Genomic DNA, 22715 nt, shown 5'->3' with positions numbered 1-22715 from the left:
TGCGATGCCGGGAGCGGGAGCCATCCACTCCATCAATGGCGGACAAGCCTCGCCCTTTTTTAGAATGTCCCGCTCCTCCGAGACCCGCGCCAGCTCCTTCTTCAGCCGTCGGATCTCGGCATCCTTCTCAGCGCCGCCAGTCGACGCTTTCGAGAACTTCTTCTTCCAGGAGTAGAGGGAGTATTGGCTCACGCCCAAGCGCTCGGCCACCTCCCTGACCGGGTAACCCCTCTCCGTGATCTGCGCGACCGCATCTCGCTTGAAATCGTCGCTGAACGCGGGTCGCTGCTCATCATGGCCTCCTTGCCTCAAAATTAGCAAAGAAGGCGTCCACGATACACGGGGCTATTCAGATTGACCCGGATGAGTGACTATGATCCACAAGAAAGAAGGAAAACGAGCTTGACCCAAACGCCCAATTAGAGAAACCGACATTCACGCAGGGCGCAGCGAAGGCCGGGAGTTAGCCCGAAGCGGACGTTGTCACGTTTCGCAATGTCTCCAGTGAACCGTCACGCCGAACCTGCGATGTATGCGGGATGTTAATCGTCTGCTGCTATTCCGGGCTCGATATACAGAGAGCCAGGTTGAACGATGGCGAATAGTTCCACAGCCAGATGTCTAATTGTGGAGGACGATGCCGCGGACAGGCTCATGTTCGAGCGGGTGTTTTCACGGTCGAAGTTTCCCTGCCGAGCAGACTTCGCGGAAACGCTCGCACTCGCGCGGCGATATCTTATGGGCGGGTCATATTCCCTAATCATCCTCGACAACACCCTTCGGGATGGCAACGGAGCCGACTTCGTCGCGGAACTCGCCGCGAGCGAGAGACTCGCCTCTATGCCGGTGGCCATCATCAGCGATTGGCCGTCACCGTTCATGTTCGCCAAGGCTCGCGCCCGCAACGTCGCGGCCGTTATGACGAAGAGTGAATTCAGCGCCGAAAGGCTCGAACACCTGCTCGCTGCGGTCGCATCACGCGACTGAACGATCCGACTCCCCGGCGTCGGCCCCGGAGGCGGCTGCCGGCCAAGTGAAACTGAACGTCGCGCCCGTTCCGTCGCCTTCGGATTCGACCGAAATCTTCCCGCCCTGAACAGCGACGTGCTTGCTCACGATGGCAAGCCCCATGCCGCTGCCTTCCACCTTGTCCCTGGCTTTGAGGGTGCGAAACAGCTGGAAGATCTTCTCGTGATATTTCGGGGCGATCCCCGGCCCGTCGTCGCGCACATCGAACCGATAGCGCTCGCCCACCGCAGTCGCCCGCACCGATACGGTTCCTGCCTCACGATGATGGTGCTTGATCGCATTGGAGACGAGGTTGACCAGAACCTGGGCCAGCGGCATCTCGAACACCCTGATCCCATCGAAACCGGCCTCGAACGTCAGGGTAAAGCCCTCGGGCAGGTGAACCAGTCCTTCCACGGTTTTCCGGAGTTGGGAGCCATCGACGTCTCTCATCGAGACGTCTCCGATCTTGCGACCAATACGGGAATGTTCCAGCAGATCGTCGAGGAGCCGCTCCATGCGTTGGACCCTGCTGCGGAGAAGGTCGATGTTCTTCTGCATCTCCTCGTTCATCTCACCTTCCAGATCGTCGATGATCCAGTTCGTGGCGTTGTGGATAGTGCGCAGCGGTGCCTTCAGGTCGTGCGACGCCACGTAGGCAAAGCTGTCCAGTTCTTCATTCGAGGCCTCCAATGCCGCAATCAGGCAATTGCGTTCTTCGTCCTTCTCTCGGCGCTCCGAAACGTCGCGCAGAATACCCGCGAAATAGCGTTCGCCATTGTCGAAGATTTCGCTGACCGTCAGTTCGACTGGTATTTCGCGCCCGTCGCGATGTCGTCCGATCCGTTCGACGGTACGAAAAAGCGACGTCGGTCGACCGGTCTCGAGGTAGGTTTCGATCTGGCGATCATGTCGCCGACGATCGTCGGAGAACATCAGGATGGACAGGTTCTGGCCCAGCAATTCATCCCGAGTGTAGCCGAACAGATCGCAGGCAGCCGGGTTCAAGTCCTTGATAACGCCGGAGGGGCTCGCGATAGCAATCCCGTCTGAGACCCCATCGAACACGGTTCTCGCGCGCTTCTCGCGCTCCGCCATTCGCCTGACAAGGCCGCCGAAACTCCGCGAGATCTGCCCGATCTCGTCCTCTCTGTCTTCCGGCAACTCCGGCGCCCGATCGCTGGCTCCCACGTCGATAATGGCCTTGTTCATTGCGCACAGCGGTCTCAGGGCCACTGCGGTCAGCTTGTATGCCAGCAGAGCGGCGGCCAGGCTCATGACAACGACAAGGACGGTCAGGATGCCCGAGACCTGACGTCGCCCTTCGGACAGGGCGGCGGCGTCCTCGATCACGCCGACCCTGATCGCGCCGCCACCCGGGGTGATGCCGTCGTATATGGTTCCGGCGATCAGCTGCTCTCGGACGGCGACGATATCGTCGGCCTCGGCTTGCTCGATCGCCTCATAAACCTCGTCCGGCAGCGAACGACCTTCGTCGAGTTCCAGTAACCCAGCATTGGCTTCGGGAGAGTAGAGGTATCGGTTGCCCGTCGGCCCGATCATGACGACCTGCCGTTCGATCCCGTAGTCTCGCATCGCGGCGCTCATGAACGGGCCGCCTTCGACATTGATGACAATCATCCCGAACCGACGGCCGTCTTCACCGAAGACCGGCATGATGTATCGCGCCACCGCGATCCGCGGCTCCTGAATTACCCCATTCTCGCGGTTCCAGTTGACAGGGGTGACATAGGTCTTTCCGGGTTGCAGCAGGGCGGCCTCCTTGACGTAGTCTTCGGCCCCCTTCGCCTGCAAGGCTGCCTCCGCAATGCGCCGCGAGCCGTCAGAGGTCTTGTCGACGCGCACGATCTCGCGCCCGTCGTCCGCGAACCCGATGTAGCGGATTTGCAGGTAGTGGGGGCGGATCGCGTGAAAGGACGCGAAGATCGCGGCAAGCCTGGTCTTCCACGCCTCCGCCGTCGACGTTCCGTCGACAGGGTCGATCCCACCGCTGTCCAGCGTGCGGACGAGGCCCTGGATCGGTGACGTATTGGCAAGGATAGAGAGGTCTTGCAGGACCTGCCCAAAGGCGCGGTCCATGGCCGTGGTGGTCCTGTCGAGGTCTCGAAACAGTAGCTCACCCGCATATTGGCTTTCGACCTTGTGCACCACCGCCACACCGACGAGTCCGATCGTGACCCCGATCAGTGCCGCGGAAAGCATGGCAATGCCCGCCATGCGGTTCAGCAGGGAGCTTCGGAAGAATGCGGCTTGAACTGCGGTCATGGGAGACCCTCGATCCAGAGGTTTCCCGCACGATGACGTGTCGGGATTTACAAAGGGTGACCCGCATCAGATTGAGTGGTGAAGATTTTCCGCATCTGCCGAAGCCCCTTAATCCTTTCGCAGCACTCTGGTGTCAGCCTGCCCAAGAATGCCAGAGAGACGGAGCAGAGGATGCCTAAACCCAACCCCATGATGGGCACCGACCGGAGCGAACTCGTCGGCTCCGAAACTGAGGTCTCGGTGCCGGTGCCGACGGCCGGGATGGGGCCGGGGACGGCCATGCCGCTCAGGGCTCTGGTTATCGAAGATGAAGAATCCGACCGGTTCCGCCTGATCACCATGTGCCGCCGGGCCGGCCTGAACCTCGAATTTCACGAAGCGGCGGATGCCGCCGAGATGCGGGAGGAGATTGCGGCCGCGAAGTTCGATCTCATCTTTATCGACTACCACCTGGGTTTTTCGAACGGCCTCGAGGTCCTGGAAGAGATCATGGCGAGCCGATCGCAGGCCGACGCCATCCTGATCATGGTCACCTCCGCTAACCAACACGATGTCATCATCGCATCGATGAAGTCCGGCTGCTCTGACTATCTGATCAAGGAAGAGCTGACGGTGGACAGCATCCAGAAGTCCATCGCGACCGCCTTCGAGAAGCGCCTGATCCAGTCTGCGCTCCAGAAGGAACAGGAACGGCTCGATGGCACACGCCAGGCCGTGACACGCTTCACCAGTGTCATTGCGCCCGAAATGCAGCGGGTGATGGCTGCGATGCTCTGGCGCGTCAGGACGATGGCGAATGATGGGGCGCGCGAGGGCCTGAGGCGGAACCATGAACTTGAAGCGCTGTGCTTCGAAGCTCTCGGGCTCGTCCATACGGGTCGCACGGAGCTCTCAGGTCGCGGCCTTCCGGACCCCGAAGCGCCCCCCCGGCCGTCGTGAGAGTTCCGCAGACCATGCCAGAAACCCCAAAGCAAGAAATGCCCGCAATCGAAAACCCATCCAGCATGGGTAATCGCCGCGGGCGCAAGGAGCCATTCGTGCCAATCGATATCGTGCTCATCGAGGATGATGATGGAGATGCAAGGGCCGTGATCCGGGCCCTGTCGAAGGCGAAGGTCGCCAATCCGGTCGTGCGCTACTACGACGGCGAAGAGGCCCTGGAGAATCTGCGCGGCGGCGATCCGGATCTGCCGCAGCACTACATTATCCTGCTGGATCTCAACATGCCGCGTATGACCGGGCACGAATTTCTGAAGGAAATCCGCGAGGATCCTCACCTCTCTGACGCGATCATCTTCGTGATGACGACATCCCGGGACGAGGAGGACATCGAGATGGCGTGGTCTCGGAATATCGCTGGCTACGTGCTGAAGTCCAACGTCGGCGAGGACTTTGTGAACCTGATCCGCACTCTCGACAACTACTGGCACATCGTCGAGAAGCCGACCATGTTCCGTCGGCCGGGCTGATCGGAATGGCACTGCGCTTCCTCGTGATCGATGACGATGCGGCCGACCAGAGAGAATTCTCCAGGCTGCTGCTCAAAATTTTCTCGGACAGCACCATTCTTAGCGCCGACGAAGGCGTGACCGCTGCCGATGTTGGTGAACCACCGGACGTTGCTCTTGTCGATTTCGGGCTTGTCGGCATCACCGGGATCGAGCTCATGGAAGAGCTGCGGGCCAGCTGGCCATCCACTGCTTTCATCATTACGACCGGACAGGGCGACGAGGAGATTGCGCGGGACTCGATCAAGCGTGGCGCGGCGGACTATATTCCAAAGGCGAAGATCGCGACCGAACCACTGCGGCGGATGATCGAAAATGCACTCGCGATGTCGGATATGCGGCGGCGCCTGCAAGAACAGCAGAGAGATCTCGAGGTCTTCGCCGATGTGATGGTCCACGACTTCAAGTCGCCCATCCGGACGGTCCGTTTCCTGCTCGACGAGCTCAAGATCGGACTGGAGGCGAATGACGCGCAGGCGATCGACAACGTGACCCGGCTTCTGGATCGAGCGGCTGAACGCATGGGGGCGCTCGTTGACAGCCTTGCCTGCCACGCCATGACAACGAAGGACCTGCCGTTCGAAATCGCGTCTCTGCGAGAGGCGATCGACGTCTCGCTCATTGCCCTGACTCCGTTAATCGCAGCGGAGTCCGCTGTCGTGCACGTGCACGTCGACGACGTCCGCCTGCTGTGCAGCCCACCGCAATTGAGCCAGCTCTTCCAGAACGTAATCGGAAATTCCATCAAATATGCCGGTGGAAACAGACCCGAGATCTACGTTTCCGCGCAGACCGATGAGCCCGGGCACATCCTGATCAGCGTGGCCGACAATGGCATCGGGATCCCGAAGGAGTTCCGCGAACGGGCGTTCGAACCCTTCAAAAGGGCTCCAGGTGCCGCGAATGTCGCCGGCACCGGTCTGGGGCTCGCCACCTGCCGTAAGGTCGCAGAGCGCCACGGGGGCCGCATATGGTGCGATCCGGAAACCGAGAGCGGAACAATGATACACGTCCGTCTTCCGCTCGAGCGCGGTCGGTCACAGCTTCCAAGCCGGGCCTGATCGTTCTGAACGTGCCTCGCCAAGACTTCCGGTCTCGTCGCTAAATATCCGCGATCGGTCGTCAACATCAGAACGTCGGGTGCATAAGCTGCCGGTCAAGCTGCTCATTGGGATGTCAACGTCGCTCGCGGAGGATGGACGTGCGCGGATGAAGTCAGCAGCCTGTCCAAGGATCACTGGACACGGCGATGTCAGAAGAACGTCTGCGCCGGCAATTCTGCCGGGCGCTGGCCGCGTAGGCGGTCATGATCAGGCCGGTGACCGCGCCGGAGATCCCGCCGACTTAGCGGCAGAACGTTACGTTGAAGTATCTGTGTCGCATGGTCGACATGCTCATCCGTCGGTCGTAGTCGGTCGCTGTGGCGGCGGAGCGGCCCGCCAGCACGTCCGCTTGCTGCGCGTTGCTGACCTTGGCGCCGATCGAAGCGAATGTCCGTTTTCCGCCCTCCCTGCTTCGGCGCAGTGAACGGCCCTGAGCCGACCTCGGCGCCCTGCACAGCAAAGGTCGGCTTCGAGCCCCAGACCGTCATTCCCGGAACGCGCGGCTCGACACTTGGATCGAGTTCTTGGACGGGTCTTTGGCATTGGCAAATTCATACCCGTCAGCCTTGTGAATCTTGCCAAAATCAAGTCCGTCAGCCATGGCAGCTTCGCAAAATGCCGATACGTCCTCAACGTCGAACACGAGCTTCACCAAAACCTGCCCTTCTTTCTGCTTTGCCGCTGCCGGGTGCAAAAGTAGTGAGATACTTGGGGTTTGCGCAATGAGCTCGACGATGCGATCGCCTCCAGCACGCAACACCGAGAATCCGAAATACCTGGCGTAAAAGTCCGCCATCTTATCGATCTTGCTTGTGTAGATCACCAACCGCCCGAGTGATGCTGCCATTTTTTGCGCCTTTGGCAAGTTTCGCTTCTGGGAACGTTCGCACGGCATGGAGCGAGATGGCAGCTTCGTCGCGCACTGCGGACCTCTGCCGGAACCAGTTTGCTGCGCAGGGAGCGGATGACCGGTTCGGTGACGCTGCGCCGCAGCGGTGCGCCTTGGGATCAATGGCCGGTTTGGGCCAATAGTGACAAACTTCTTGGTCCAACACGGTCGCGGCGTCCGCATCACGCTTGATGAACGACCGGAATCGACGCGAGCTCTGCCGCGTGAGCTTTGGGCTATGCGGGGTGGAAAAACTCCCCGACCGCTAACCGAAAAAATCGAAAAAAATCCGACTGAAGAATCACAGCGATTTTTCCGGCTACGCAAACTTATGCGCAAATCACGCAAACTTATGGGGCGAACGCAAAGCTTTGCGCAAACCTACAAGAGATCAGAAGTCGAGGTTCTCGACCGTGAGGGCATTTTGCTGGATGAACTCGCGGCGGGGTTCCACCACGTCGCCCATCAGCTTCGAGAAGATGTCCTCGGCTTCGGCCACGTCCTCGACCCGGACCTGCAGCAGGGTGCGCGCCGACGGGTCGAGCGTGGTTTCCCAGAGCTGTTCGGGGTTCATCTCGCCAAGGCCCTTGTAGCGTTGCAGGCTGAGGCCCTTCTCGCCCTCGCTCAGGATTGCCTCGAGCAGTTCGAGCGGCCCGTGGATGAGCTGTTCGCGCTCCTTGCGGATCAGTTTCGCGGGCTGTTCGTACACGTCCTGAAGCGTTTCGGTCTGGGCGCCGAGCCGTCGGGCCTCGCCCGAGCGCAGAACCGGGCCGTCGAGCGTGCGGACCTCCTCGACGCCGCGCAGCACGCGGGTGAGGCGGACGCCGTGATCCTGGGTCGGACGGCCCTGCCAGCCGCGCTCGTATTCGAGCGCGACGAGATCGAGCCTGCGCGCCACGTCATCCGCCACACTCTGGGCATTGGCATCGATCTTGCCGGGCAGCATCGCGCCGGCGATCGCGGCCTGTTCGAGGATGTGATGCGGGTAATGGGTCGGGAAGGTCGCGAGGATGCGCTTCACGAGGCGGGCTTCCTCGACCACGCGCTTGAGATCCTGGCCGATGATCTCCTCGCCCGATCCGAGCCGCAGGCGCGTGCCCTCGATGCCCATTTCGATCAGGTAATCCTCGAGCGCCGTCTGGTCCTTGAGATAGACCTCGGACTTGCCGCGCGTGACCTTATAGAGCGGCGGCTGGGCGATGTAGAGATAACCGCGCTCGATCAGTTCGGGCATCTGCCGGAAGAAGAAGGTCAGCAGCAGGGTCCGGATATGCGCGCCGTCCACGTCGGCATCGGTCATGATGACGATCTTGTGGTAGCGCAGCTTGTCGATGTTGAACTCGTCGCGGCCGATGCCGGTGCCGAGCGCGGTGATCAGCGTGCCGATCTGGTCCGAGCTGAGCATCCGGTCGAAGCGGGCGCGTTCGACATTGAGGATCTTGCCGCGGAGCGGCAGCACCGCCTGGTTCTTGCGCTCGCGGCCCTGCTTGGCGGAGCCGCCGGCGGAGTCACCCTCGACGAGGAAGACTTCGGAGAGCGCCGGGTCCTTTTCCTGACAATCGGCGAGCTTGCCGGGCAGGGAGGCGACATCCATCGCGGTCTTGCGGCGGGTCAGTTCGCGCGCCTTGCGGGCGGCTTCGCGGGCCAGCGCGGCCTCGATGATCTTGCCGACGATCTGCTTGGCCTCGTTCGGGTTTTCCTCGAACCATTCGGCGAGCTTTTCGTTGACGAGGTTCTCGACCGCGGGGCGGACCTCGGAGGACACGAGCTTGTCCTTGGTCTGGCTGGAGAATTTCGGATCAGGTACTTTGACCGAAAGCACGCAGGTGAGGCCCTCGCGCGCGTCGTCCCCGGTGAAATCGACCTTCTCGCGCCGGGCAATGCCGCTTTCCTGCGCATATTTGGTGATCGTGCGGGTCAGCGCGGCGCGCAGGCCGGCCATGTGGGTGCCGCCGTCGCGCTGCGGGATGTTGTTGGTGAAGGGCAGGACGGTCTCGTGGTAGCTGTCATTCCACCACATCGCGACCTCGACGCCGATGCCGCGCACCTCGCCCACCATGTAGATCGGCTCAGCCATCACCGTGGTTTTCGAGCGATCCAGATATTTCACGAATTCCCGAACGCCGCCCTCGTAGTGCAATTCGGTCTTGAGCGGCTCGGCCGGGCGTTCATCCTCGATGATGATGCGCACGCCGGAATTGAGGAAGGCAAGCTCGCGCAGGCGTTTCTCGAGCGTCGCGAAGCTGAAGTCGCGGTTCGAGAAGGTGCCCTCGGGGTCGTCGAGCTTGCTCGAGGCGAGGAAGCGCACCTCGGTGCCGCTCTCGCCGGGTGCATCGCCCACGACATGGACATGCTCGACGCAATCGCCATGTTCGAAGCGCGCCTGATAGACCTTGTCGTCGCGCCAGACGGTCAGTTCGAGCCAGTCCGAGAGCGCGTTGACCACCGATACGCCCACCCCGTGCAGGCCGCCCGAAACCTTGTAGGCATTGCCGTCATCGGCGGTGTTGTTGAACTTCCCGCCCGCATGGAGCTGGGTCATGATGACCTCGGCTGCCGAGACGCCTTCCTCGGCATGCATGTCGACCGGAATTCCGCGCCCGTTATCGCGCACCGAGACCGAACTGTCGGCGTGAATCTTCACCGCGACGTAATCCGCATGGCCCGCGAGCGCCTCGTCGATCCCGTTATCGACGACCTCATAGACCATGTGATGCAGGCCCGAGCCGTCATCGGTGTCGCCGATATACATGCCGGGACGTTTGCGCACGGCCTCCAGGCCCTTGAGAACCTTGATGGATTCCGCGCCGTAGCTGCTCTTCTTCGGGGTGTCGTCGGTCATGCCTGCCCGTCCTGTTCTGACTGCGGATCTTATATGGGATGGGCCGGGCATTGTCACGCCTCGGACACAATATTTGGGGGGTCAGGTCACGGCGATGATCAAGCCAACAAGGATCATGAGCCCACCCGCGATCCGGTTGAGCCGCGCCATCTTGCCCCGGCTGGCGACGAAGCTGCGCAGCCGGTCCACGAAGGCCGACAGGACGAGGTTCCCGGTGAAGGGAATGATCGCCGAGATCAGGCTCACCGCCGCGATGTCGATCCAGGTCATTTTCGCGATCGGGAAGAAGCCCGGCAGGATCCCCATGTAGAACAGGATCGCCTTGGGATTGCCGATGATGACGATGAGACCCGCAACGAAACCGGCCCATTTCCCCGGCCGGGTGAGGCGCGAATCCGAGCTGATCCGGTGATCGGCATGGCGGATCAGCAACACCCCCATCACCAGGAACATCGCGACCGCGACCCAGCGGAGCACGATCAGGAAATAGCTGAACTCCTGCACCAGCCAGGACACGCCGAAAATGGCAAGCGCGGGCCAGATCATGTCGCCCACCGTGACCCCGAGCGCGAGCGGCCAGGCCGAGGCGAACCCGCCCGACATGGCGCGCGCCAGGAGCGCCAGCCAGACCGGGCCGGGCGTGAGGAACAGGACGAAGAGGGCGCCGGAATAGAGCGCGATCTGCGCGAGTGTGAGCGTCATGGCAGGGTCAGGGCTCCATCGGGGCCGAGCGGCCAGAAGGGATTATGCGCCACTTCCCATACATGACCGTTGGGATCGGCGTAATAGCCCGAATAGCCGCCCCAGAAGACTTTCTCGGGGCGCTTGAGCGGGGTTGCCCCGGCGTCGATCGCGGCGGCGAAAGCGGCATCGACATCCTCTGGCGTGTCGAAATTCTGCGCGAGGGTCATCGCGCCGGTGCCCAGATCGGCGCCCGGCCGCCCCTGATCCTCGGCCAGGGCCTCGCGGCCGAACAGCCCGAGCACGACCCCGTTCATCTGGTAGAAGACGACGCCCTCCTGTTCCTGGGCGGGTTGCCAGCCGAGCGCGGCATAGAACCGTTTCGCTCGGTCAAGATCCGCGACACCCAGCGTGATCAGCGTGACGCGTTCGGAAGGATAGCTCATGGTTCGACCTCCAAGACCTGCGACCCCTGCGGGCCCTCGACCACTTCAAGATACTGTCCGCGCGCGCCGAGCGCCTCGAACAGCTCCGCCCCGGTGCCGGTCATCATCACCTGGGCGTCCATCGCGCAGATCTCGTCATAAAGCGCCGCGCGGCGGCCCGAGTCCAGATGCGCCGCGACCTCGTCGAGCAGAAGCACCACATCCTCGCCCGCGAGCGCCCGCGCATTGGCAAGGATCAGCGAGATCAGGAGCGCCTTCTGCTCCCCGGTCGAGCATTGCGCGGCCGGCGCATCCTTCTCGACATAGGTGGCCAGAAGATCGGCGCGATGCGGCCCTTCAAGCGTGCGGCCCGCCGCCATGTCGCGCCCCCGGTTGGCGTCCAGCGCGGCGGCAAGATCATCCGGACCTTGATTCTCGAGCACGAGGCGCGCGGCGGGGAAGGCGGTCGCGGCGCCGGCCTGCGCCGCCATGATCCGCTCGAGCGCCGCCGTCCGGTTGGCACGGATCGCGGCGCCGGCCTCGGCCATCTGGCCCTCGAGCGCGTGATACCAGTTCGGATCGCGGACCATGTCCTTGAGCAGCCGGTTACGCTCGCGCATCGCTTTTTCGTAGGTGAGCGTGGCTTCGGCATGGGCGGGGGTGAAGCTCATCACCATCCGGTCGAGAAACCGCCGGCGCCCCTCCGCCCCCTCGATCCAGAGCCGGTCCATCGAGGGCACGAGCCAGAGTACCCGCAGGATCTGCGCCAGCGCCACCTGCGGCGCGGCTTTCCCGTCGATCTCGACCCGGCGCGGCTCGCCGGGCAGGGCGGAGGTCTCGATCTCATGGGCATCGGTCGTGGCCCGGAGCTTCCAGCCCACGGCCTCGGCGCGGCGCATCAACTCCTCCGCCTGAGCCCGGCGCAAGCCGCGCCCCGGCGAAAGCAGCGAGACCGCTTCGAGAATGTTGGTCTTGCCCGCGCCGTTCGGCCCGTAGATCGCGACCGGCCGCCCGTCGAAGGCGATCTCGGCGCGGCGATGCGAGCGGAACTGCAATATCGTCAGGTTCCGCAGCATCGCGCCTCTTCACCTAGACGGAAATACCCCCGCCGGAGGCATCCGACCGAACTCACACGCGCATCGGCATGACCACATAGACGGCGGAAGTGTCATTGCCTTCGCGCATCAGGGTCGGATCGCCCGAGGAATTGAACAGGAAGACCGCGTTCTCGCGATCGACCTGGCTCGCGATCTCGAGCAGGTATTTCGCGTTGAACCCGATCTCGAGCGGCTCGTCGGCATAGGCGACGACGAGCTCCTCCTCGGCCGCGCCCGCATCGGGGGCGTTGACCGAGAGCACCAGCTTGTCGGCCTCGAGCGCGAGCTTCACCGCGCGCGAGCGTTCCGACGAGACGGTGGCCACACGGTCAACCGCCTTCGCGAATTCGCTGGCATCGACTTCGAGCTGCCGGGTGTTTCCGGTCGGGATGACGCGGGTGTAATCGGGGAAAGTGCCGTCGATGACCTTCGAGGTCAGCGTGATCACCGGGGTCGCGAAGCGGACCTTGGTTTCCGAAACCGAGACCGCGATTTCCTGTTCGTCATCGTCGAGGAGCTTGCGCAGCTCGTTCACGGTCTTGCGCGGAACGATCACGCCGGGCATCCCCGCCGCGCCCTCGGGCAGGGCGGCGTCGATCCGGGCGAGACGGTGCCCGTCGGTCGCCACGCAGCGCAGCACCTGACCATCCTCGCCGGTCGAGACATGCATGTAGACGCCGTTGAGGTAATACCGGGTCTCCTCGGTCGAGATCGCGAATTTCGACTTGTCGAACAGGCGCTTGAGAACGCCGGCCTTGGCGGCGAAATTCGCCACGTATTCCGACGAGGCCATGACCGGGAAGTCTTCCTTCGGCAGCGTCGCGAGGTTGAAGCTCGACCGGCCCGCCTCGACGCTGAGCCGTCCCGCCGCCGGGTCATCCGAGATCGAGACCAGCGCGCCATCGGGCAGCTTGCGCACGATCTCGTGCAGCATCACTGCCGAGACGGTCGTCGCACCGGCCTGCTCGACCTTCGCGGCCGCCTTGTCCACCACCTCGATATCGAGATCGGTGGCGCGGAACTGGACGGTGTCGCCCTCGGCCTCGATCAGCACATTGGCGAGGATCGGGATCGTGTTGCGGCGTTCCACAACCGATTGAGCCTGCGAGACGGCCTTGAGCAGGACAGCGCGTTCGATGCTGAATTTCATGTCGATCCCTCACGACTTTCCGGGGCAGGCAACGTAACACCTCGCGCCGCCGGCACAACGGTTTTCGCCGACATTCGGTCGCTTTGCCCAGAGCGTCAAGCCCGCGGGGGCAGATCAGCTCTCGAGAAGGCGGCGAAGGAGTTCAATATCTTCGGCAAGTTGCGAATCCGTCGCGCGCAACTCCTCGATCTTGCGGATGCCGTGCATGATCGTGGTGTGGTCGCGGCCGCCGAAACGGCGCCCGATATCGGGCAGCGAGCGGGTGGTCAGCGATTTCGCGAGGAACATCGCCACCTGGCGCGGACGCGCGATCGCGCGCAGGCGCTTCGGCCCCACGAGATCGGACAGGCGCACGTTGTAATGCTCGGCGACCTTGCGCTGGATCTCCTCGACGGTGACCTTGCGCTCGGATTGGCGGAGCTGGTCCTTGAGGCATTCCTGCGCCAGATCCATCGTGATCTCGCGGCCGATCAGCGATGCATAGGCGAAGAGCCGGGTCAGCGCGCCTTCGAGGATCCGCACGTTCGAGGTGATCCGGTGCGCGATGAATTCCAGTACGCCGGGGGCGATCTGAAGATCGGGATATTCGGCGCGGTAATTCTCGGTCTTGGTCTGCAGAATCCCGAGCCGGAGTTCGTAATCCGTGGGATGCAGGTCGACGACGAGGCCACAGGAGAGGCGCGACTTGATACGCTCCTCGAGATCCTTGATCTCGCCCGGCGCGCGGTCGGCGGAGATCACGATCTGCTTGCCCTGATCGACGAGCGCGTTGAACGTGTGGAAGAATTCTTCCTGCGTCGAGTCCTTGCCGGCGATGAACTGCACGTCATCGACCATGAGAACGTCGATCGAGCGGAACATTTCCTTGAAATCCATGATCTGCTTGTCGCGCAGAGCCTGCACGAAGCGATACATGAACTGCTCGGCCGAGAGGTAGAGCACGCGCAGATCGGGGCGCAGCTGCTGCAGTTCATGCGCGATGGCGTGCATCAGGTGGGTCTTGCCGAGCCCGACGCCGCCATAAAGGAAGAGCGGGTTGAAGGTGACCGGGCCGCCTTCGCCCACGCGCTTGGCCGCGGCATGGGCGAGCTCGTTCGGCTTGCCGACGACGAAGGTGTCGAAGGTGAAGCGCGCATCGAGCGGAGCGCCGGGCAGGGGTTCGGAATCGGGGCGTGCGGATTTGCGCGATTTTGCGGCTGCGGGGGCGGGTGCAGCCTGTGCGGGGCGCTGTGCCGGGGCGGGCGCGCTGCGGCGTGCCGGAACCGAGATCTCGACGCGCTCGGCGGTCACGCCGGCTCGGCGCAGCTCGCGCAGGATCGGATCCGCGAAGTTGCGCGACACCCAGTCGCGCATGAATTTCGTCGGTGCTTCGAAGGAGGCGATACCGCCGGCCAGTTCGATCGGCTCTAGCGGAGCGATCCAGGTCGAAAAGTTGTTTTGCCCAACCGATTTTTCAAGCTCATTGCAGACCCGGCCCCAGGTATCGTCCGTCATTTTCCCGCCCATGAAATACACACATCAGACGCGAACGCCCCACCTTGGGTGCCGTTCCCCGGACGGTCTGGTCGACCGACTGGGTTCGGTACCTCAGGGACATAGCGGACCATCCGGAAAATTCCCGGTTCTAGGCCTCACTGCCGAAATCGAGGGAAAAACGCCCTCTGGAATCGGAATCGCACTTACCGTGGCCGAAGCGTGGCTTTCTCGTTGTCGCGGCAGACCTTTTCGCCCGTCAACGACCCGGAAAATGCATCATGTCCCCCAAGGCGACGTGAATCGCATGGTCAAGCTAGCAAGCCGCCGCGCGCACAAGCAACCGACCTTTTCGCTTGACGCACGATTCCGGAAAACGAATCCGAAACCTCTGCGCAAAACTGCAACAGTTCGGTATCAAGCTGTTGAAATTCAAATAAAAAACGCGCCTGCTCATTTAGCAGGCGCGTTTTTCTTCGCGATTCCAGTGGCTTTCGCCGATCAGGCGTTGAGCGCTTTCACGCGGGCCGCCAGGCGCGAGATCTTGCGCGACGCGGTGTTCTTGTGGACGACGCCTTTGGTGACGCCGCGCGCCAGTTCCGGCTGTGCGGTGCGCAGCGCGTTGGTCGCGGCCTCGTAGTCGCCCGAAGCGATCGCTTCCTCGACTTTGCGGATGAAGGTACGGATGCGCGAGCGGCGCGCCTTGTTGACGTCGTAACGGCGCTCGTTCTGACGGGCGCGCTTCTTGGACTGGGGCGTGTTGGCCATGGTGTCTTTCCCACTTTCCGGGTCTGTTCAAAATGCGATTGCGCAACAGAACCCGGTACCAGCGAACCGGATGATTCTAGCCTGAGCGGGCTCCACGCGCATGTAAGCGGGCCTCTTACGGCAAATCGCCTCGAAGGGAAAGCCCATAAATCAAAGCGGGGCCGGGGCCCCGCTCGTCTCACTTGTCGCGGAATTGCGGCTCGCGCTTCTCGAGGAAGGCAGCCATGCCCTCCTTCTGATCCTCGGTCGCGAAGAGACCGTGGAACAGGCGGCGTTCGAAGAGGATGCCTTCATGCATCGTCGTCTCGTAGGAGCGGTTGACCGCTTCCTTGGCGGCCGCCGCCGCGAGCATCGATTTCTCGGCGATCTTCTGAGCCGCGGACATCGCCTCGGGGATCAGCTTCGCATTGGGCACGACGCGGCTCACCAGGCCGGAGCGCTCGGCCTCGGCGGCATCCATGAAGCGGCCCGTGAGGTGCATGTCCATCGCCTTCGCCTTGCCGACGAAGCGGGTCAGGCGCTGCGTGCCGCCGATCCCGGCGATCACGCCGAGATTGATCTCGGGCTGGCCGAACTTGGCGTTCTCGGCGCAGATGATGAAATCGCACATCATCGCGAGTTCGCAACCGCCGCCCAGGGCATAGCCCGCCACCGCAGCGATGACCGGCTTGCGGATCCGGGTGATCGCGTCCGATTCCTTGCCGAAGAAGTCCGTGGTGAACATGTCCACGAAGCTCTTTTCCGACATCTCCTTGATGTCGGCGCCGGCCGCGAAAGCCTTTTCCGAACCGGTGATGACGATGCAGCGTACCTTGTCGTTCTCGTCGAGTGCCTTCAGCGCCTCGGCCAGTTCCCCCAGCAGCTGGGAGTTCAGGGCGTTCAGGGCGTCGGGGCGGTTGAGCCGGATCAGGGCAACATAGTCCTCGATCTCGACGATCAGGGTCTGGTAGGCCATTCGGTCTCGCCTTTCCTTGTGTCTGAACGCGACTCCTAGCAGAGGAGGAGGTCAGATCAAGCGTCTTGTGAGAAAGGGGCGCTGCGTCATTTTTGGCAAGACGGGCAGAAAAAGGTCGAGCGGCCCGACTGAACGATGCGCCGGATCGGGGTTCCGCAGCCGGCGCAGGTTTCGTCCTCGCGGTCATAGACCCGGAACGTATGCTGGAAATACCCGAGTTCGCCATCGGCCTGACGATGGTCGCGCAGCGACGAGCCGCCCGCGGCGATCGCCTCGGTCAGGACCTCACGGATGATCGGTACGAGCGAGGCGAGCCGGGCCGCCGAGATCCGCTTGGCCTGGCGGCGCGGGTCGATCCCCGCACGGTGCAGCACCTCGCAGACATAGATGTTCCCGAGCCCCGCCACGACATGCTGATCGAGCAGCGCCGTCTTGATCGGGCTTGCGCGCCGCTTGAGCGCCTCGACGAGGTAGTCTTCGTGGAAATCGTTGCCGAAGGGTTCCGGCCCGAGGCCGGCCAGCAGCCAATGCGCGGCCTCGCGCTCGGTCAGCACCAGGTCCATCGCCCCGAAACGACGCGCGTCGTTGAAGGTGACCCGGCCGCCATTCTCCATGTGGAGCACGACATGATCGTGCTTCTGCGGCGCCGGGTGGTCGAGATGGAAATCGCCCAGCATCACGCCCGAGACCAGCATCCGTCCCGACATGCCGAGATGAATCAACAGGCTCTCTCCGGTGTCGAGATCGGCGAGAATGTATTTCGAGCGCCGCCGCAACCGTTCGACCCGCGCGCCTTGCAGGCGCTCGGCCATCCGCTCGGGCAGCGGCCAGCGCAGGTCGGGGCGGTTCACCTCGGCCCGTTCGATCCGGCGGCCTTCCATCGCGGGGGCCAGACCGCGACGAACTGTCTCGACCTCGGGCAATTCGGGCATCGTCTCTCCTCATCGGATTGTATTGGCGCGAAGGGCTCCTATAAGAAGGGGGAGAAATCCGGATCGGCAAGGGCCCATGAGCGCAGAGCAAGGCAAGACCACGCATTTCGGCTTCAAGACGGTAGACGAGAACGCCAAGGCCGGAATGGTCCACGAAGTGTTCTCCAGCGTGGCGTCAAAATACGATATCATGAACGACGTCATGAGCGGGGGCATCCACCGGATCTGGAAAGATGCGATGATGGACTGGCTCGCGCCGCGCCCGAGCCAGAAGCTGCTCGACGTCGCGGGCGGCACGGGCGATGTGGCGTTCCGTTTCCTCAAGCGCGCCGGCGACGCCCATGTCACCGTCTGCGACATGACCGAACCGATGCTGGTCGAGGGCCGCAAGCGCGCCGAGGCGGCGGAGATGGCCGACAAGCTCGACTGGGTCGTGGGGGATGCGATGGCTCTGCCCTTCGCCGACAATTCCTTTGACGTCTACACGATCTCCTTCGGAATCCGGAACGTGACTCGCATCGAGGACGCGCTTTCCGAAGCCTATCGCGTGCTCCGGCCGGGCGGGCGGCTGATGGTGCTCGAATTCAGCCAGATCCCGAACGACCTGCTGCAGAAGATCTACGACCTCTACTCCTTCAACATCATCCCGCGCATGGGGCAGATGGTGGCGGGCGATCGGGAGAGCTACCAGTATCTGGTTGAATCGATCCGGAAATTCCCGCCGCAGGAGCGTTTCGCCCAGATGATCCGCGAGGCCGGGTTCGGGAATGTCTCCTTCCGCAATCTCTCTCTGGGGATCGCGGCGCTGCATTCGGGCTGGAAGATCTGAATGCGCGGGCCGCACAACATCTGGCGGTTGATCCGCACCGGGGCGACCTTCATCCGCTCCGGGTCGATGCGCGCCGCGCTCGAGGCGATGAACGCGCCGCCGCGCCTGCGCGCGCTGGCCTATGCGTTCAGCGCGCCCTTCGCCTGGATCGGCTACAAGGGTGATCCGAACCTGCCCCCGGTGACGCGGGCGATCACGGCCCTCGGGCCCGCCTATATCAAGTTCGGGCAGGTGCTCTCGACCCGCCCCGACGTGGTGGGCGAGGAACTGGCCGATCAGTTGCGGGTGCTGCAAGACAAGCTCCCGCCATTCTCGACCGAGATCGCCAAGCGCACCATCGCCGAGGAATTCGGTGCGCCGGCGGATCAGCTCTTCAGCGAGTTTTCCGAACCCGTGGCCGCCGCCTCGATCGCGCAGGTCCATGCCGCGCGGCGCGCCGATACCGGCGAGAAGGTTGCGGTGAAGGTGTTGCGCCCGGGGATCGAGCGGGCGTTCCGGCGCGATCTCGACGCGTTCCATTTCGCCGCCGCGATGATCGAGCGGCTTTCGCCCGCCTCGCGGCGGCTGCGTCCGACCGATGTGGTCAACCATTTCGAATCCGTCGTGCTGGGCGAGCTCGATCTGCGGCTCGAGGCTGCCGCGGCCTCGCAATTCGGCGCCAATACCAAGGGCGATGCGGGCTTCATGGTGCCGCAGCCCGCCTGGAACCTGTCGGCGCGGCGCGTGATGGTGCTGGGCTGGGCCGAGGGGCTGCCGCTTGGCGATCGCGAGGCGCTGATCGGCGCCGGCCACGACACGGTGGCGCTGGGGGAGCGAGTGCTGCAACTCTTCCTCAGCCACGCCCTGCGCGACGGCTATTTCCATGCCGACATGCACCACGGCAATCTCAAGGTCGCGGCGAATGGCGATATCCTCGCCTATGATTTCGGGATCATGGGCCAGATCGACGAATATACCCGCCGGGTCTATGCCGAGATCCTGATGGGGTTCATCCAGCGCGATTACCGTCGCGTGGCCGAGGTGCATTTCGAGGCGGGCTATGTGCCGGCCGATCACGATGTGGACGATTTTGCGCTTGCCTTGCGCGCGGTGGGCGAACCGATCTTCGGGATGGATGCCGCCCATATATCGATGGCGCGGCTTCTGGCCTATCTCTTCGAGGTGACGGAGCGTTTCGGGATGCAGACCCGGACCGAGCTGATCCTGCTGCAGCGCACGATGGTCGTGGTCGAGGGTGTTGCGCGTTCGCTCCATCCCTCGATCAACATGTGGGAAGTCGCGCGCCCCGTGGTCGAAAAATACATCCGCGAGAATCTGGGCCCGCGCGCCGCGTTGCGGGATCTTCGTCGCAGCCTCCATGTGCTGTCGCGGTTCGGGCCCGAGTTGCCCGAGTTGCTCAAGTCTGCGATCCATGCGCGCGGCGACACGGCGCCTGAACGAGTAGAAACCAGCCGGTGGCGCGGTCTCGCTTATCTGGTGGCGGGGGCGGCGCTCGTCGCGGGTGGCGTCCTTCTGGGCAGTCTGCTCTAGCCTTCGCGCAAGGCGCTGATCGCTCCCGGCGCGACTGTCGTACCGCCTTCGAGGATGAGAACCGGACCGTCGTCGGTCCCTTGGGCCTCGATGATCCGGCCATAGGTCTCGACCCTACCGGTCGCGATCACCTTGCCGCCCGTCTGGCTTTCCAGCGTGAAACTGTAGAGGCCCGCCGGCAGCGGCATGCCCGCCGTATCGCGGCCGTCCCAGTCGAAGGTGCCCGCGCTAACGGGGATAGCTTGCCGCGAGGCCTCTTTTCCCGTGGTGTCGCGCACGATCACGAACGCCTGGTCGGCGCCCGGGGCGGGATCGGGCGAGAGCGTGACCGGCCTCTGGCCATCGAACCAGGCCGGTGCTTCGCTGCGTGCTTCCATGCCGACCCAACCCGCGATCTCAGCCATCCCGCTCAGCCCCATCTGGGCACTCAGGCTCTGCAGCAGTTCGTTGGTCTTCACCTGTTGCTCGACGCCCGAGAAGGTGGCGAGCTGCACCGCGTAATCCGAGCTTTCGATCGGGTTGAGCGGATCCTGATTCTGCATTTGCGTCGTGAGCATCGTCAGAAAGGTCTGGAAATCGGAACTGAGCGCTGACGCCGAAGGTGTTCCGTTTGCTGCGGGCGTGGAGGGGGCAGATGCGGTGACTGGGGAGAGGGAGGTCATGATGCTCTTCTCCTAGAGGCGAAGGTCGAGGCCGGACGCGCCAGCCCCATGTTGCGGTGGCAGTGCGGGGCGCGCGGTGACAGGTTCGAAGGAGGCATCATCGGGTTGATGGCGGCTCTCGGGGGCCGTCATGTCCTGCGCGAAGCGTTCCTGTCCGTTCGGCTGCCCGAAGTTGAAGCTGAGCGTTTCGTAGCCCAGGTCCCGCATCTCGCGCGCAAGACTGTCGATATGGCGCCGCATCAGATCGAGCGTTTCGGGACGTTCGGTCTGGATCGACACCGTCATGCCCTGATCGGCGGCATGGAGCGTGAGTCGAACCCGCCCCAATTCCTCGGGGGAGAGCGAAATCTCCACCGGTTGGTCGGGCATTGTGGCGAGGGCCACGGAAATCTGGTGCGCGACCGAGTGCCCCACCGATGGGGGAACCTGCGCCGGGAAGCGGACCTTGGTATCCGCAGGGGCGGTGAAGAGGGGATCAGACCGGATCGCACCTGATTCGCGGGGCCCCTCCGCTTCCTCCGGGCTGACGTTCCGCCACTCCGAGCCTGTCGTCGATGAAATGTGTTCCGCGGGAGAGGCTGCCGACGGCGCCATCGGAGATGCTGTCTGCGCGCCGCTCTCATTTTGCGGCCGGTCCGACGTCCGAACCGCCGCCGCTTCGCGCTGATTCTCCGAGGCGGCAGGCATGAGGTCGGAAGACGGCCGGGTCTGATCGGAATGGCCGGGTCGAACGGAAATGGGGGACGGTCCCGGCGGCGGGGCATTCTCCGGGGATCTCGCTGGATTGGCGCCATCAAGCTCGGGCCCGCCGGAAAGACCGGACAGCGCCGCTGGAGCCGCTTCGCCGCCTTGTCCGCTGGGTTCGCTCCCCGGCGCAAGTCCGACAATACCGCGATCTTGGCCGGGTGCCGCGGGCACGATCACGGAGGGAGCTTGCGAGGCCGCCGTCAGCGACACCGCTGCTTGCCTCGCGCCGCTCGCGGTTCCTGAAAAGACCGGCGCGGATTCCGCCGCCTTCTCCAGGCCTTCCCCTTCTCGGGGCAGGAACGAGGCGGCCGGCGTCACCGAGACAGTTTCCGGTCCTTGATCGGCCGGAATGAGGCTCTCGGCGGGGAGGTCGACAACTCGCGCGCCCGAAGGAGCCCCCTGGTTGCGCCGGGGAACGAACCGCAGTTCCCCCTTTGCCAGCGGATCGTGTACCCCTGCCGGCGCAGGCTCTGGTCGATTCAGGGGACCCGAGGCGGCAGAGCTGCTCCCCCCAGCCTCCGGAGTTTCGGGCGGCCCTGATGCGGCTAGGATCGCAGCAATGCCCTGTTCGCTCGAAACATCTGGGATATTTGTGAGCGACGCTTCGGTTGCCGCCGCAGCGTCGGGGTCCTCCGGAAAACTGGCGCTCTCGTTACCCTCCGCACCGGAGCGCCCTTCAGCAAATGGCGGTTCGTCCGGTGGATCGCCGGGCTCCTCCGAAGTGAGAAGCGCCTCGAGTTGGCCCTCATGCAGGAGACGCATGATCTCATGCGTGCGGGGGGGAGCCTGCACGATCTGCTGCAGCCTCGCGGCGACATTCGTGGTCGCCGTGCCCGCCTGCATGTCCAGCGACAGGGAAAAGCCCAGCATGTCCTGAGGAACGCCCATACTGTCCGGCCCCATGTCACGGGGGGCGGGGAGGGGGCCGAGGGGCGGAACTTCTGTCAGGGACGAGGGGTGCATGAGTCTCACGAGCTTTGCCTGTGTCGGGATCACTGTGGTGGAAGGGAATTACCGATTCTTTACCCGCAGCTGTCAGATTGGGAAAAATTCTTCACAAAAGGTCCGCCCTATGACCGATATTCAGCCCCTTCGCGAGATCGCGCCAATCGCTTCCCGCTCGACGGCGGCGCGCGTGCCGGATCTGCGCCGGACCGCAGAGGCGCTCGAGGCGAGTTTCCTTGCGGAAATGCTCAAACATGCGGGTCTCGAGGGTAAAGCGGGAATATTCGGGGGCGGAATCGGGGAGACGCAATTTGCCTCCTTTCTGCGCGACGAGCAGGCGCGCGAGATGGTGCGGGCAGGTGGCATAGGCCTCGCCGAAACGATCTTCGAAACGCTCAAGGCGCGCGGGGACGAAAATGCAGTCTGAGACCGCGACCGAGGAACTTGTCGCGGTTTTGCGGAGCGAGCGAGAGGCCATTCGTCGCGCCGATTTCGGGGCACTCGCCACGCTTGTCGAGCAGAAGAGGAAAGCGATCTCTGACCTCGACGCAAAGGGCGCCGAGGTCTTGCGCCGGATCGGGCAGGAGGCCGCCGCGAATGAGCATCTCCTGATGGCGGCGATGCATGGTATTCGCGCGGCCCAAGGGCGTCTGGAGGCGGCGCTTTCGGCGGCGCGGGGCTTCGACGCGTATGATTCCGGCGGCAACAAGCAGGTCATTCGCTCGGGCGGCGGGCGTTTCGAGCGCCGGGCCTGACCGATTAACCACAGGGGCAGTTTTCCCGCTCTCAGGCCAGCATTCGCAACTGGGCTTAGGGGTTCGTTAGGCCTTCGCACGGCAGATTGGACCCGCATCCGCAAGGATGGCGCGCGGCGCCCCGAAGCCC

22 protein-coding genes are annotated in these 22715 nt (G+C 63.6%); 8 read left to right on the top strand and 14 right to left on the bottom strand.

All coding sequences use genetic code 11. From position 1 onward, the window contains the following. Positions 1 to 312, bottom strand: a 312-nt coding sequence (locus DW2_RS15220) for a transposase (protein ID WP_051856184.1), incomplete at its 3' end; no start/stop codon positions are given. Positions 313 to 594: 282 nt separating this feature from the next. Here DW2_RS15220 and DW2_RS15215 point away from each other — a divergent pair. Then, positions 595 to 987: a response regulator gene (locus DW2_RS15215; protein ID WP_038147920.1), complete on the top strand. Its 393-nt coding sequence runs from the start codon at positions 595 to 597 to the stop codon at positions 985 to 987. On the opposite strand, the gene DW2_RS19150 is transcribed toward DW2_RS15215, so the two are convergent. After that, positions 976 to 3294 carry a sensor histidine kinase gene (locus DW2_RS19150; protein ID WP_051856158.1) on the bottom strand — a complete coding sequence of 773 codons (2319 nt, stop codon included), beginning with the start codon at positions 3292 to 3294 and terminating at the stop codon, positions 976 to 978. The genes DW2_RS15215 and DW2_RS19150 overlap by 12 nt on opposite strands. A 171-nt stretch (positions 3295 to 3465) precedes the next feature. On the opposite strand from DW2_RS19150, the gene DW2_RS19145 reads away from it, so the two are divergent. The 3 genes from DW2_RS19145 (at position 3466) to DW2_RS15195 (ending at position 5863) form a co-directional block, all read left to right on the top strand. Then, on the top strand, positions 3466 to 4233 hold the full coding sequence (locus tag DW2_RS19145; protein WP_081875014.1) for a response regulator: 768 nt from the start codon (positions 3466 to 3468) through the stop codon (positions 4231 to 4233). Between the two features lie 98 nt (positions 4234 to 4331). Continuing rightward, positions 4332 to 4763: a response regulator gene (locus DW2_RS15200; protein WP_038147941.1), complete on the top strand. Its 432-nt coding sequence runs from the start codon at positions 4332 to 4334 to the stop codon at positions 4761 to 4763. Positions 4764 to 4768: 5 nt separating this feature from the next. Beyond that, positions 4769 to 5863 (top strand): sensor histidine kinase, encoded by a 1095-nt coding sequence (locus DW2_RS15195; protein WP_038147919.1) that lies wholly within the window; start codon positions 4769 to 4771, stop codon positions 5861 to 5863. Positions 5864 to 6389: 526 nt separating this feature from the next. Here DW2_RS15195 and DW2_RS15190 read toward each other — a convergent pair. The 10 genes from DW2_RS15190 to mutM all read right to left on the bottom strand — a co-directional run bounded on the left by DW2_RS15190 (position 6390) and on the right by mutM (position 17117). Beyond that, on the bottom strand, positions 6390 to 6752 hold the full coding sequence (locus DW2_RS15190) for a VOC family protein (RefSeq protein ID WP_038147918.1): 363 nt from the start codon (positions 6750 to 6752) through the stop codon (positions 6390 to 6392). Between the two features lie 433 nt (positions 6753 to 7185). Next, positions 7186 to 9636, bottom strand: a complete 2451-nt coding sequence (gyrB, locus tag DW2_RS15185; RefSeq protein ID WP_038147917.1) for a DNA topoisomerase (ATP-hydrolyzing) subunit B — start codon at positions 9634 to 9636, stop codon at positions 7186 to 7188. A gap of 81 nt (positions 9637 to 9717) precedes the next feature. Then, a complete protein-coding gene (locus DW2_RS15180) occupies positions 9718 to 10338 on the bottom strand; it encodes a LysE family translocator (RefSeq protein WP_038147916.1) in 621 nt (206 codons plus the stop codon). Further along, on the bottom strand, positions 10335 to 10763 hold the full coding sequence (locus DW2_RS15175) for a VOC family protein (RefSeq protein WP_038147915.1): 429 nt from the start codon (positions 10761 to 10763) through the stop codon (positions 10335 to 10337). The genes DW2_RS15180 and DW2_RS15175 overlap by 4 nt, the downstream gene beginning before the upstream one ends. Next, positions 10760 to 11818, bottom strand: a complete 1059-nt coding sequence (recF, locus tag DW2_RS15170) for a DNA replication/repair protein RecF (RefSeq protein WP_038147914.1) — start codon at positions 11816 to 11818, stop codon at positions 10760 to 10762. The genes DW2_RS15175 and recF overlap by 4 nt, the downstream gene beginning before the upstream one ends. A gap of 52 nt (positions 11819 to 11870) precedes the next feature. Continuing rightward, the gene (gene dnaN, locus DW2_RS15165; RefSeq protein ID WP_038147913.1) at positions 11871 to 12989 is read right to left on the bottom strand and encodes a DNA polymerase III subunit beta; all 1119 of its coding nucleotides are present in this window, start codon (positions 12987 to 12989) and stop codon (positions 11871 to 11873) included. 114 nt (positions 12990 to 13103) lie between these two features. Next, positions 13104 to 14483, bottom strand: a complete 1380-nt coding sequence (gene dnaA, locus DW2_RS15160) for a chromosomal replication initiator protein DnaA (RefSeq protein WP_038147912.1) — start codon at positions 14481 to 14483, stop codon at positions 13104 to 13106. 480 nt (positions 14484 to 14963) lie between these two features. Then, on the bottom strand, positions 14964 to 15230 hold the full coding sequence (rpsT, locus tag DW2_RS15155; protein ID WP_038147911.1) for a 30S ribosomal protein S20: 267 nt from the start codon (positions 15228 to 15230) through the stop codon (positions 14964 to 14966). 178 nt (positions 15231 to 15408) lie between these two features. Next, positions 15409 to 16185, bottom strand: a complete 777-nt coding sequence (locus tag DW2_RS15150; RefSeq protein ID WP_038147910.1) for an enoyl-CoA hydratase — start codon at positions 16183 to 16185, stop codon at positions 15409 to 15411. Between the two features lie 86 nt (positions 16186 to 16271). Next, on the bottom strand, positions 16272 to 17117 hold the full coding sequence (gene mutM, locus DW2_RS15145) for a bifunctional DNA-formamidopyrimidine glycosylase/DNA-(apurinic or apyrimidinic site) lyase (protein WP_038147909.1): 846 nt from the start codon (positions 17115 to 17117) through the stop codon (positions 16272 to 16274). A 76-nt stretch (positions 17118 to 17193) separates the two neighbouring features. Between mutM and ubiE the strand changes: the two genes are divergently transcribed. Then, positions 17194 to 17946 carry a bifunctional demethylmenaquinone methyltransferase/2-methoxy-6-polyprenyl-1,4-benzoquinol methylase UbiE gene (gene ubiE / locus DW2_RS15140; RefSeq protein ID WP_038147908.1) on the top strand — a complete coding sequence of 251 codons (753 nt, stop codon included), beginning with the start codon at positions 17194 to 17196 and terminating at the stop codon, positions 17944 to 17946. After that, on the top strand, positions 17947 to 19476 hold the full coding sequence (gene ubiB, locus DW2_RS15135) for a 2-polyprenylphenol 6-hydroxylase (protein ID WP_038147907.1): 1530 nt from the start codon (positions 17947 to 17949) through the stop codon (positions 19474 to 19476). On the opposite strand, the gene DW2_RS15130 is transcribed toward ubiB, so the two are convergent. Next, positions 19473 to 20138 carry a flagellar hook capping FlgD N-terminal domain-containing protein gene (locus tag DW2_RS15130; RefSeq protein WP_038147906.1) on the bottom strand — a complete coding sequence of 222 codons (666 nt, stop codon included), beginning with the start codon at positions 20136 to 20138 and terminating at the stop codon, positions 19473 to 19475. The two genes, ubiB and DW2_RS15130, sit on opposite strands and share 4 nt — an antisense overlap. Positions 20139 to 20150: 12 nt before the next feature. Next, complete coding sequence (locus DW2_RS15125; RefSeq protein ID WP_162178899.1) at positions 20151 to 21755, bottom strand: flagellar hook-length control protein FliK; 1605 nt, start codon at positions 21753 to 21755, stop codon at positions 20151 to 20153. Between the two features lie 202 nt (positions 21756 to 21957). On the opposite strand from DW2_RS15125, the gene DW2_RS15120 reads away from it, so the two are divergent. Both DW2_RS15120 and DW2_RS15115 read left to right on the top strand, forming a co-directional pair. Continuing rightward, complete coding sequence (locus DW2_RS15120; RefSeq protein ID WP_081875013.1) at positions 21958 to 22257, top strand: rod-binding protein; 300 nt, start codon at positions 21958 to 21960, stop codon at positions 22255 to 22257. Continuing rightward, positions 22247 to 22585, top strand: a complete 339-nt coding sequence (locus DW2_RS15115; protein ID WP_038147904.1) for a flagellar protein FlgN — start codon at positions 22247 to 22249, stop codon at positions 22583 to 22585. Before DW2_RS15120 ends, DW2_RS15115 begins: the two co-directional genes overlap by 11 nt. Positions 22586 to 22715: the final 130 nt, after the last annotated feature.

This window comes from Thioclava atlantica (assembly GCF_000737065.1).
Classification (GTDB): Bacteria; Pseudomonadota; Alphaproteobacteria; order Rhodobacterales; family Rhodobacteraceae; genus Thioclava; species Thioclava atlantica.
This window is presented reverse-complemented; position numbering and strand designations above follow the sequence as displayed.

Excerpts from the sequence above, each read along its gene's own strand:
- DW2_RS15215 (WP_038147920.1), top strand. The coding sequence starts at position 595 with ATGGCGAATAGTTCCACAGCCAGATGTCTAATTGTGGAGGACGATGCC.
- DW2_RS19150 (WP_051856158.1), bottom strand. The coding sequence starts at position 3,294 with ATGACCGCAGTTCAAGCCGCATTCTTCCGAAGCTCCCTGCTGAACCGC.
- DW2_RS19145 (WP_081875014.1), top strand. The coding sequence starts at position 3,466 with ATGCCTAAACCCAACCCCATGATGGGCACCGACCGGAGCGAACTCGTC.
- DW2_RS15195 (WP_038147919.1), top strand. The coding sequence starts at position 4,769 with ATGGCACTGCGCTTCCTCGTGATCGATGACGATGCGGCCGACCAGAGA.
- DW2_RS15190 (WP_038147918.1), bottom strand. The coding sequence starts at position 6,752 with ATGGCAGCATCACTCGGGCGGTTGGTGATCTACACAAGCAAGATCGAT.
- gyrB (WP_038147917.1), bottom strand. The coding sequence starts at position 9,636 with ATGACCGACGACACCCCGAAGAAGAGCAGCTACGGCGCGGAATCCATC.
- DW2_RS15180 (WP_038147916.1), bottom strand. The coding sequence starts at position 10,338 with ATGACGCTCACACTCGCGCAGATCGCGCTCTATTCCGGCGCCCTCTTC.
- DW2_RS15175 (WP_038147915.1), bottom strand. The coding sequence starts at position 10,763 with ATGAGCTATCCTTCCGAACGCGTCACGCTGATCACGCTGGGTGTCGCG.
- recF (WP_038147914.1), bottom strand. The coding sequence starts at position 11,818 with ATGCTGCGGAACCTGACGATATTGCAGTTCCGCTCGCATCGCCGCGCC.
- dnaN (WP_038147913.1), bottom strand. The coding sequence starts at position 12,989 with ATGAAATTCAGCATCGAACGCGCTGTCCTGCTCAAGGCCGTCTCGCAG.
- dnaA (WP_038147912.1), bottom strand. The coding sequence starts at position 14,483 with ATGACGGACGATACCTGGGGCCGGGTCTGCAATGAGCTTGAAAAATCG.
- rpsT (WP_038147911.1), bottom strand. The coding sequence starts at position 15,230 with ATGGCCAACACGCCCCAGTCCAAGAAGCGCGCCCGTCAGAACGAGCGC.
- DW2_RS15150 (WP_038147910.1), bottom strand. The coding sequence starts at position 16,185 with ATGGCCTACCAGACCCTGATCGTCGAGATCGAGGACTATGTTGCCCTG.
- mutM (WP_038147909.1), bottom strand. The coding sequence starts at position 17,117 with ATGCCCGAATTGCCCGAGGTCGAGACAGTTCGTCGCGGTCTGGCCCCC.
- ubiE (WP_038147908.1), top strand. The coding sequence starts at position 17,194 with ATGAGCGCAGAGCAAGGCAAGACCACGCATTTCGGCTTCAAGACGGTA.
- ubiB (WP_038147907.1), top strand. The coding sequence starts at position 17,947 with ATGCGCGGGCCGCACAACATCTGGCGGTTGATCCGCACCGGGGCGACC.
- DW2_RS15130 (WP_038147906.1), bottom strand. The coding sequence starts at position 20,138 with ATGACCTCCCTCTCCCCAGTCACCGCATCTGCCCCCTCCACGCCCGCA.
- DW2_RS15125 (WP_162178899.1), bottom strand. The coding sequence starts at position 21,755 with ATGCTGGGCTTTTCCCTGTCGCTGGACATGCAGGCGGGCACGGCGACC.
- DW2_RS15120 (WP_081875013.1), top strand. The coding sequence starts at position 21,958 with ATGACCGATATTCAGCCCCTTCGCGAGATCGCGCCAATCGCTTCCCGC.
- DW2_RS15115 (WP_038147904.1), top strand. The coding sequence starts at position 22,247 with ATGCAGTCTGAGACCGCGACCGAGGAACTTGTCGCGGTTTTGCGGAGC.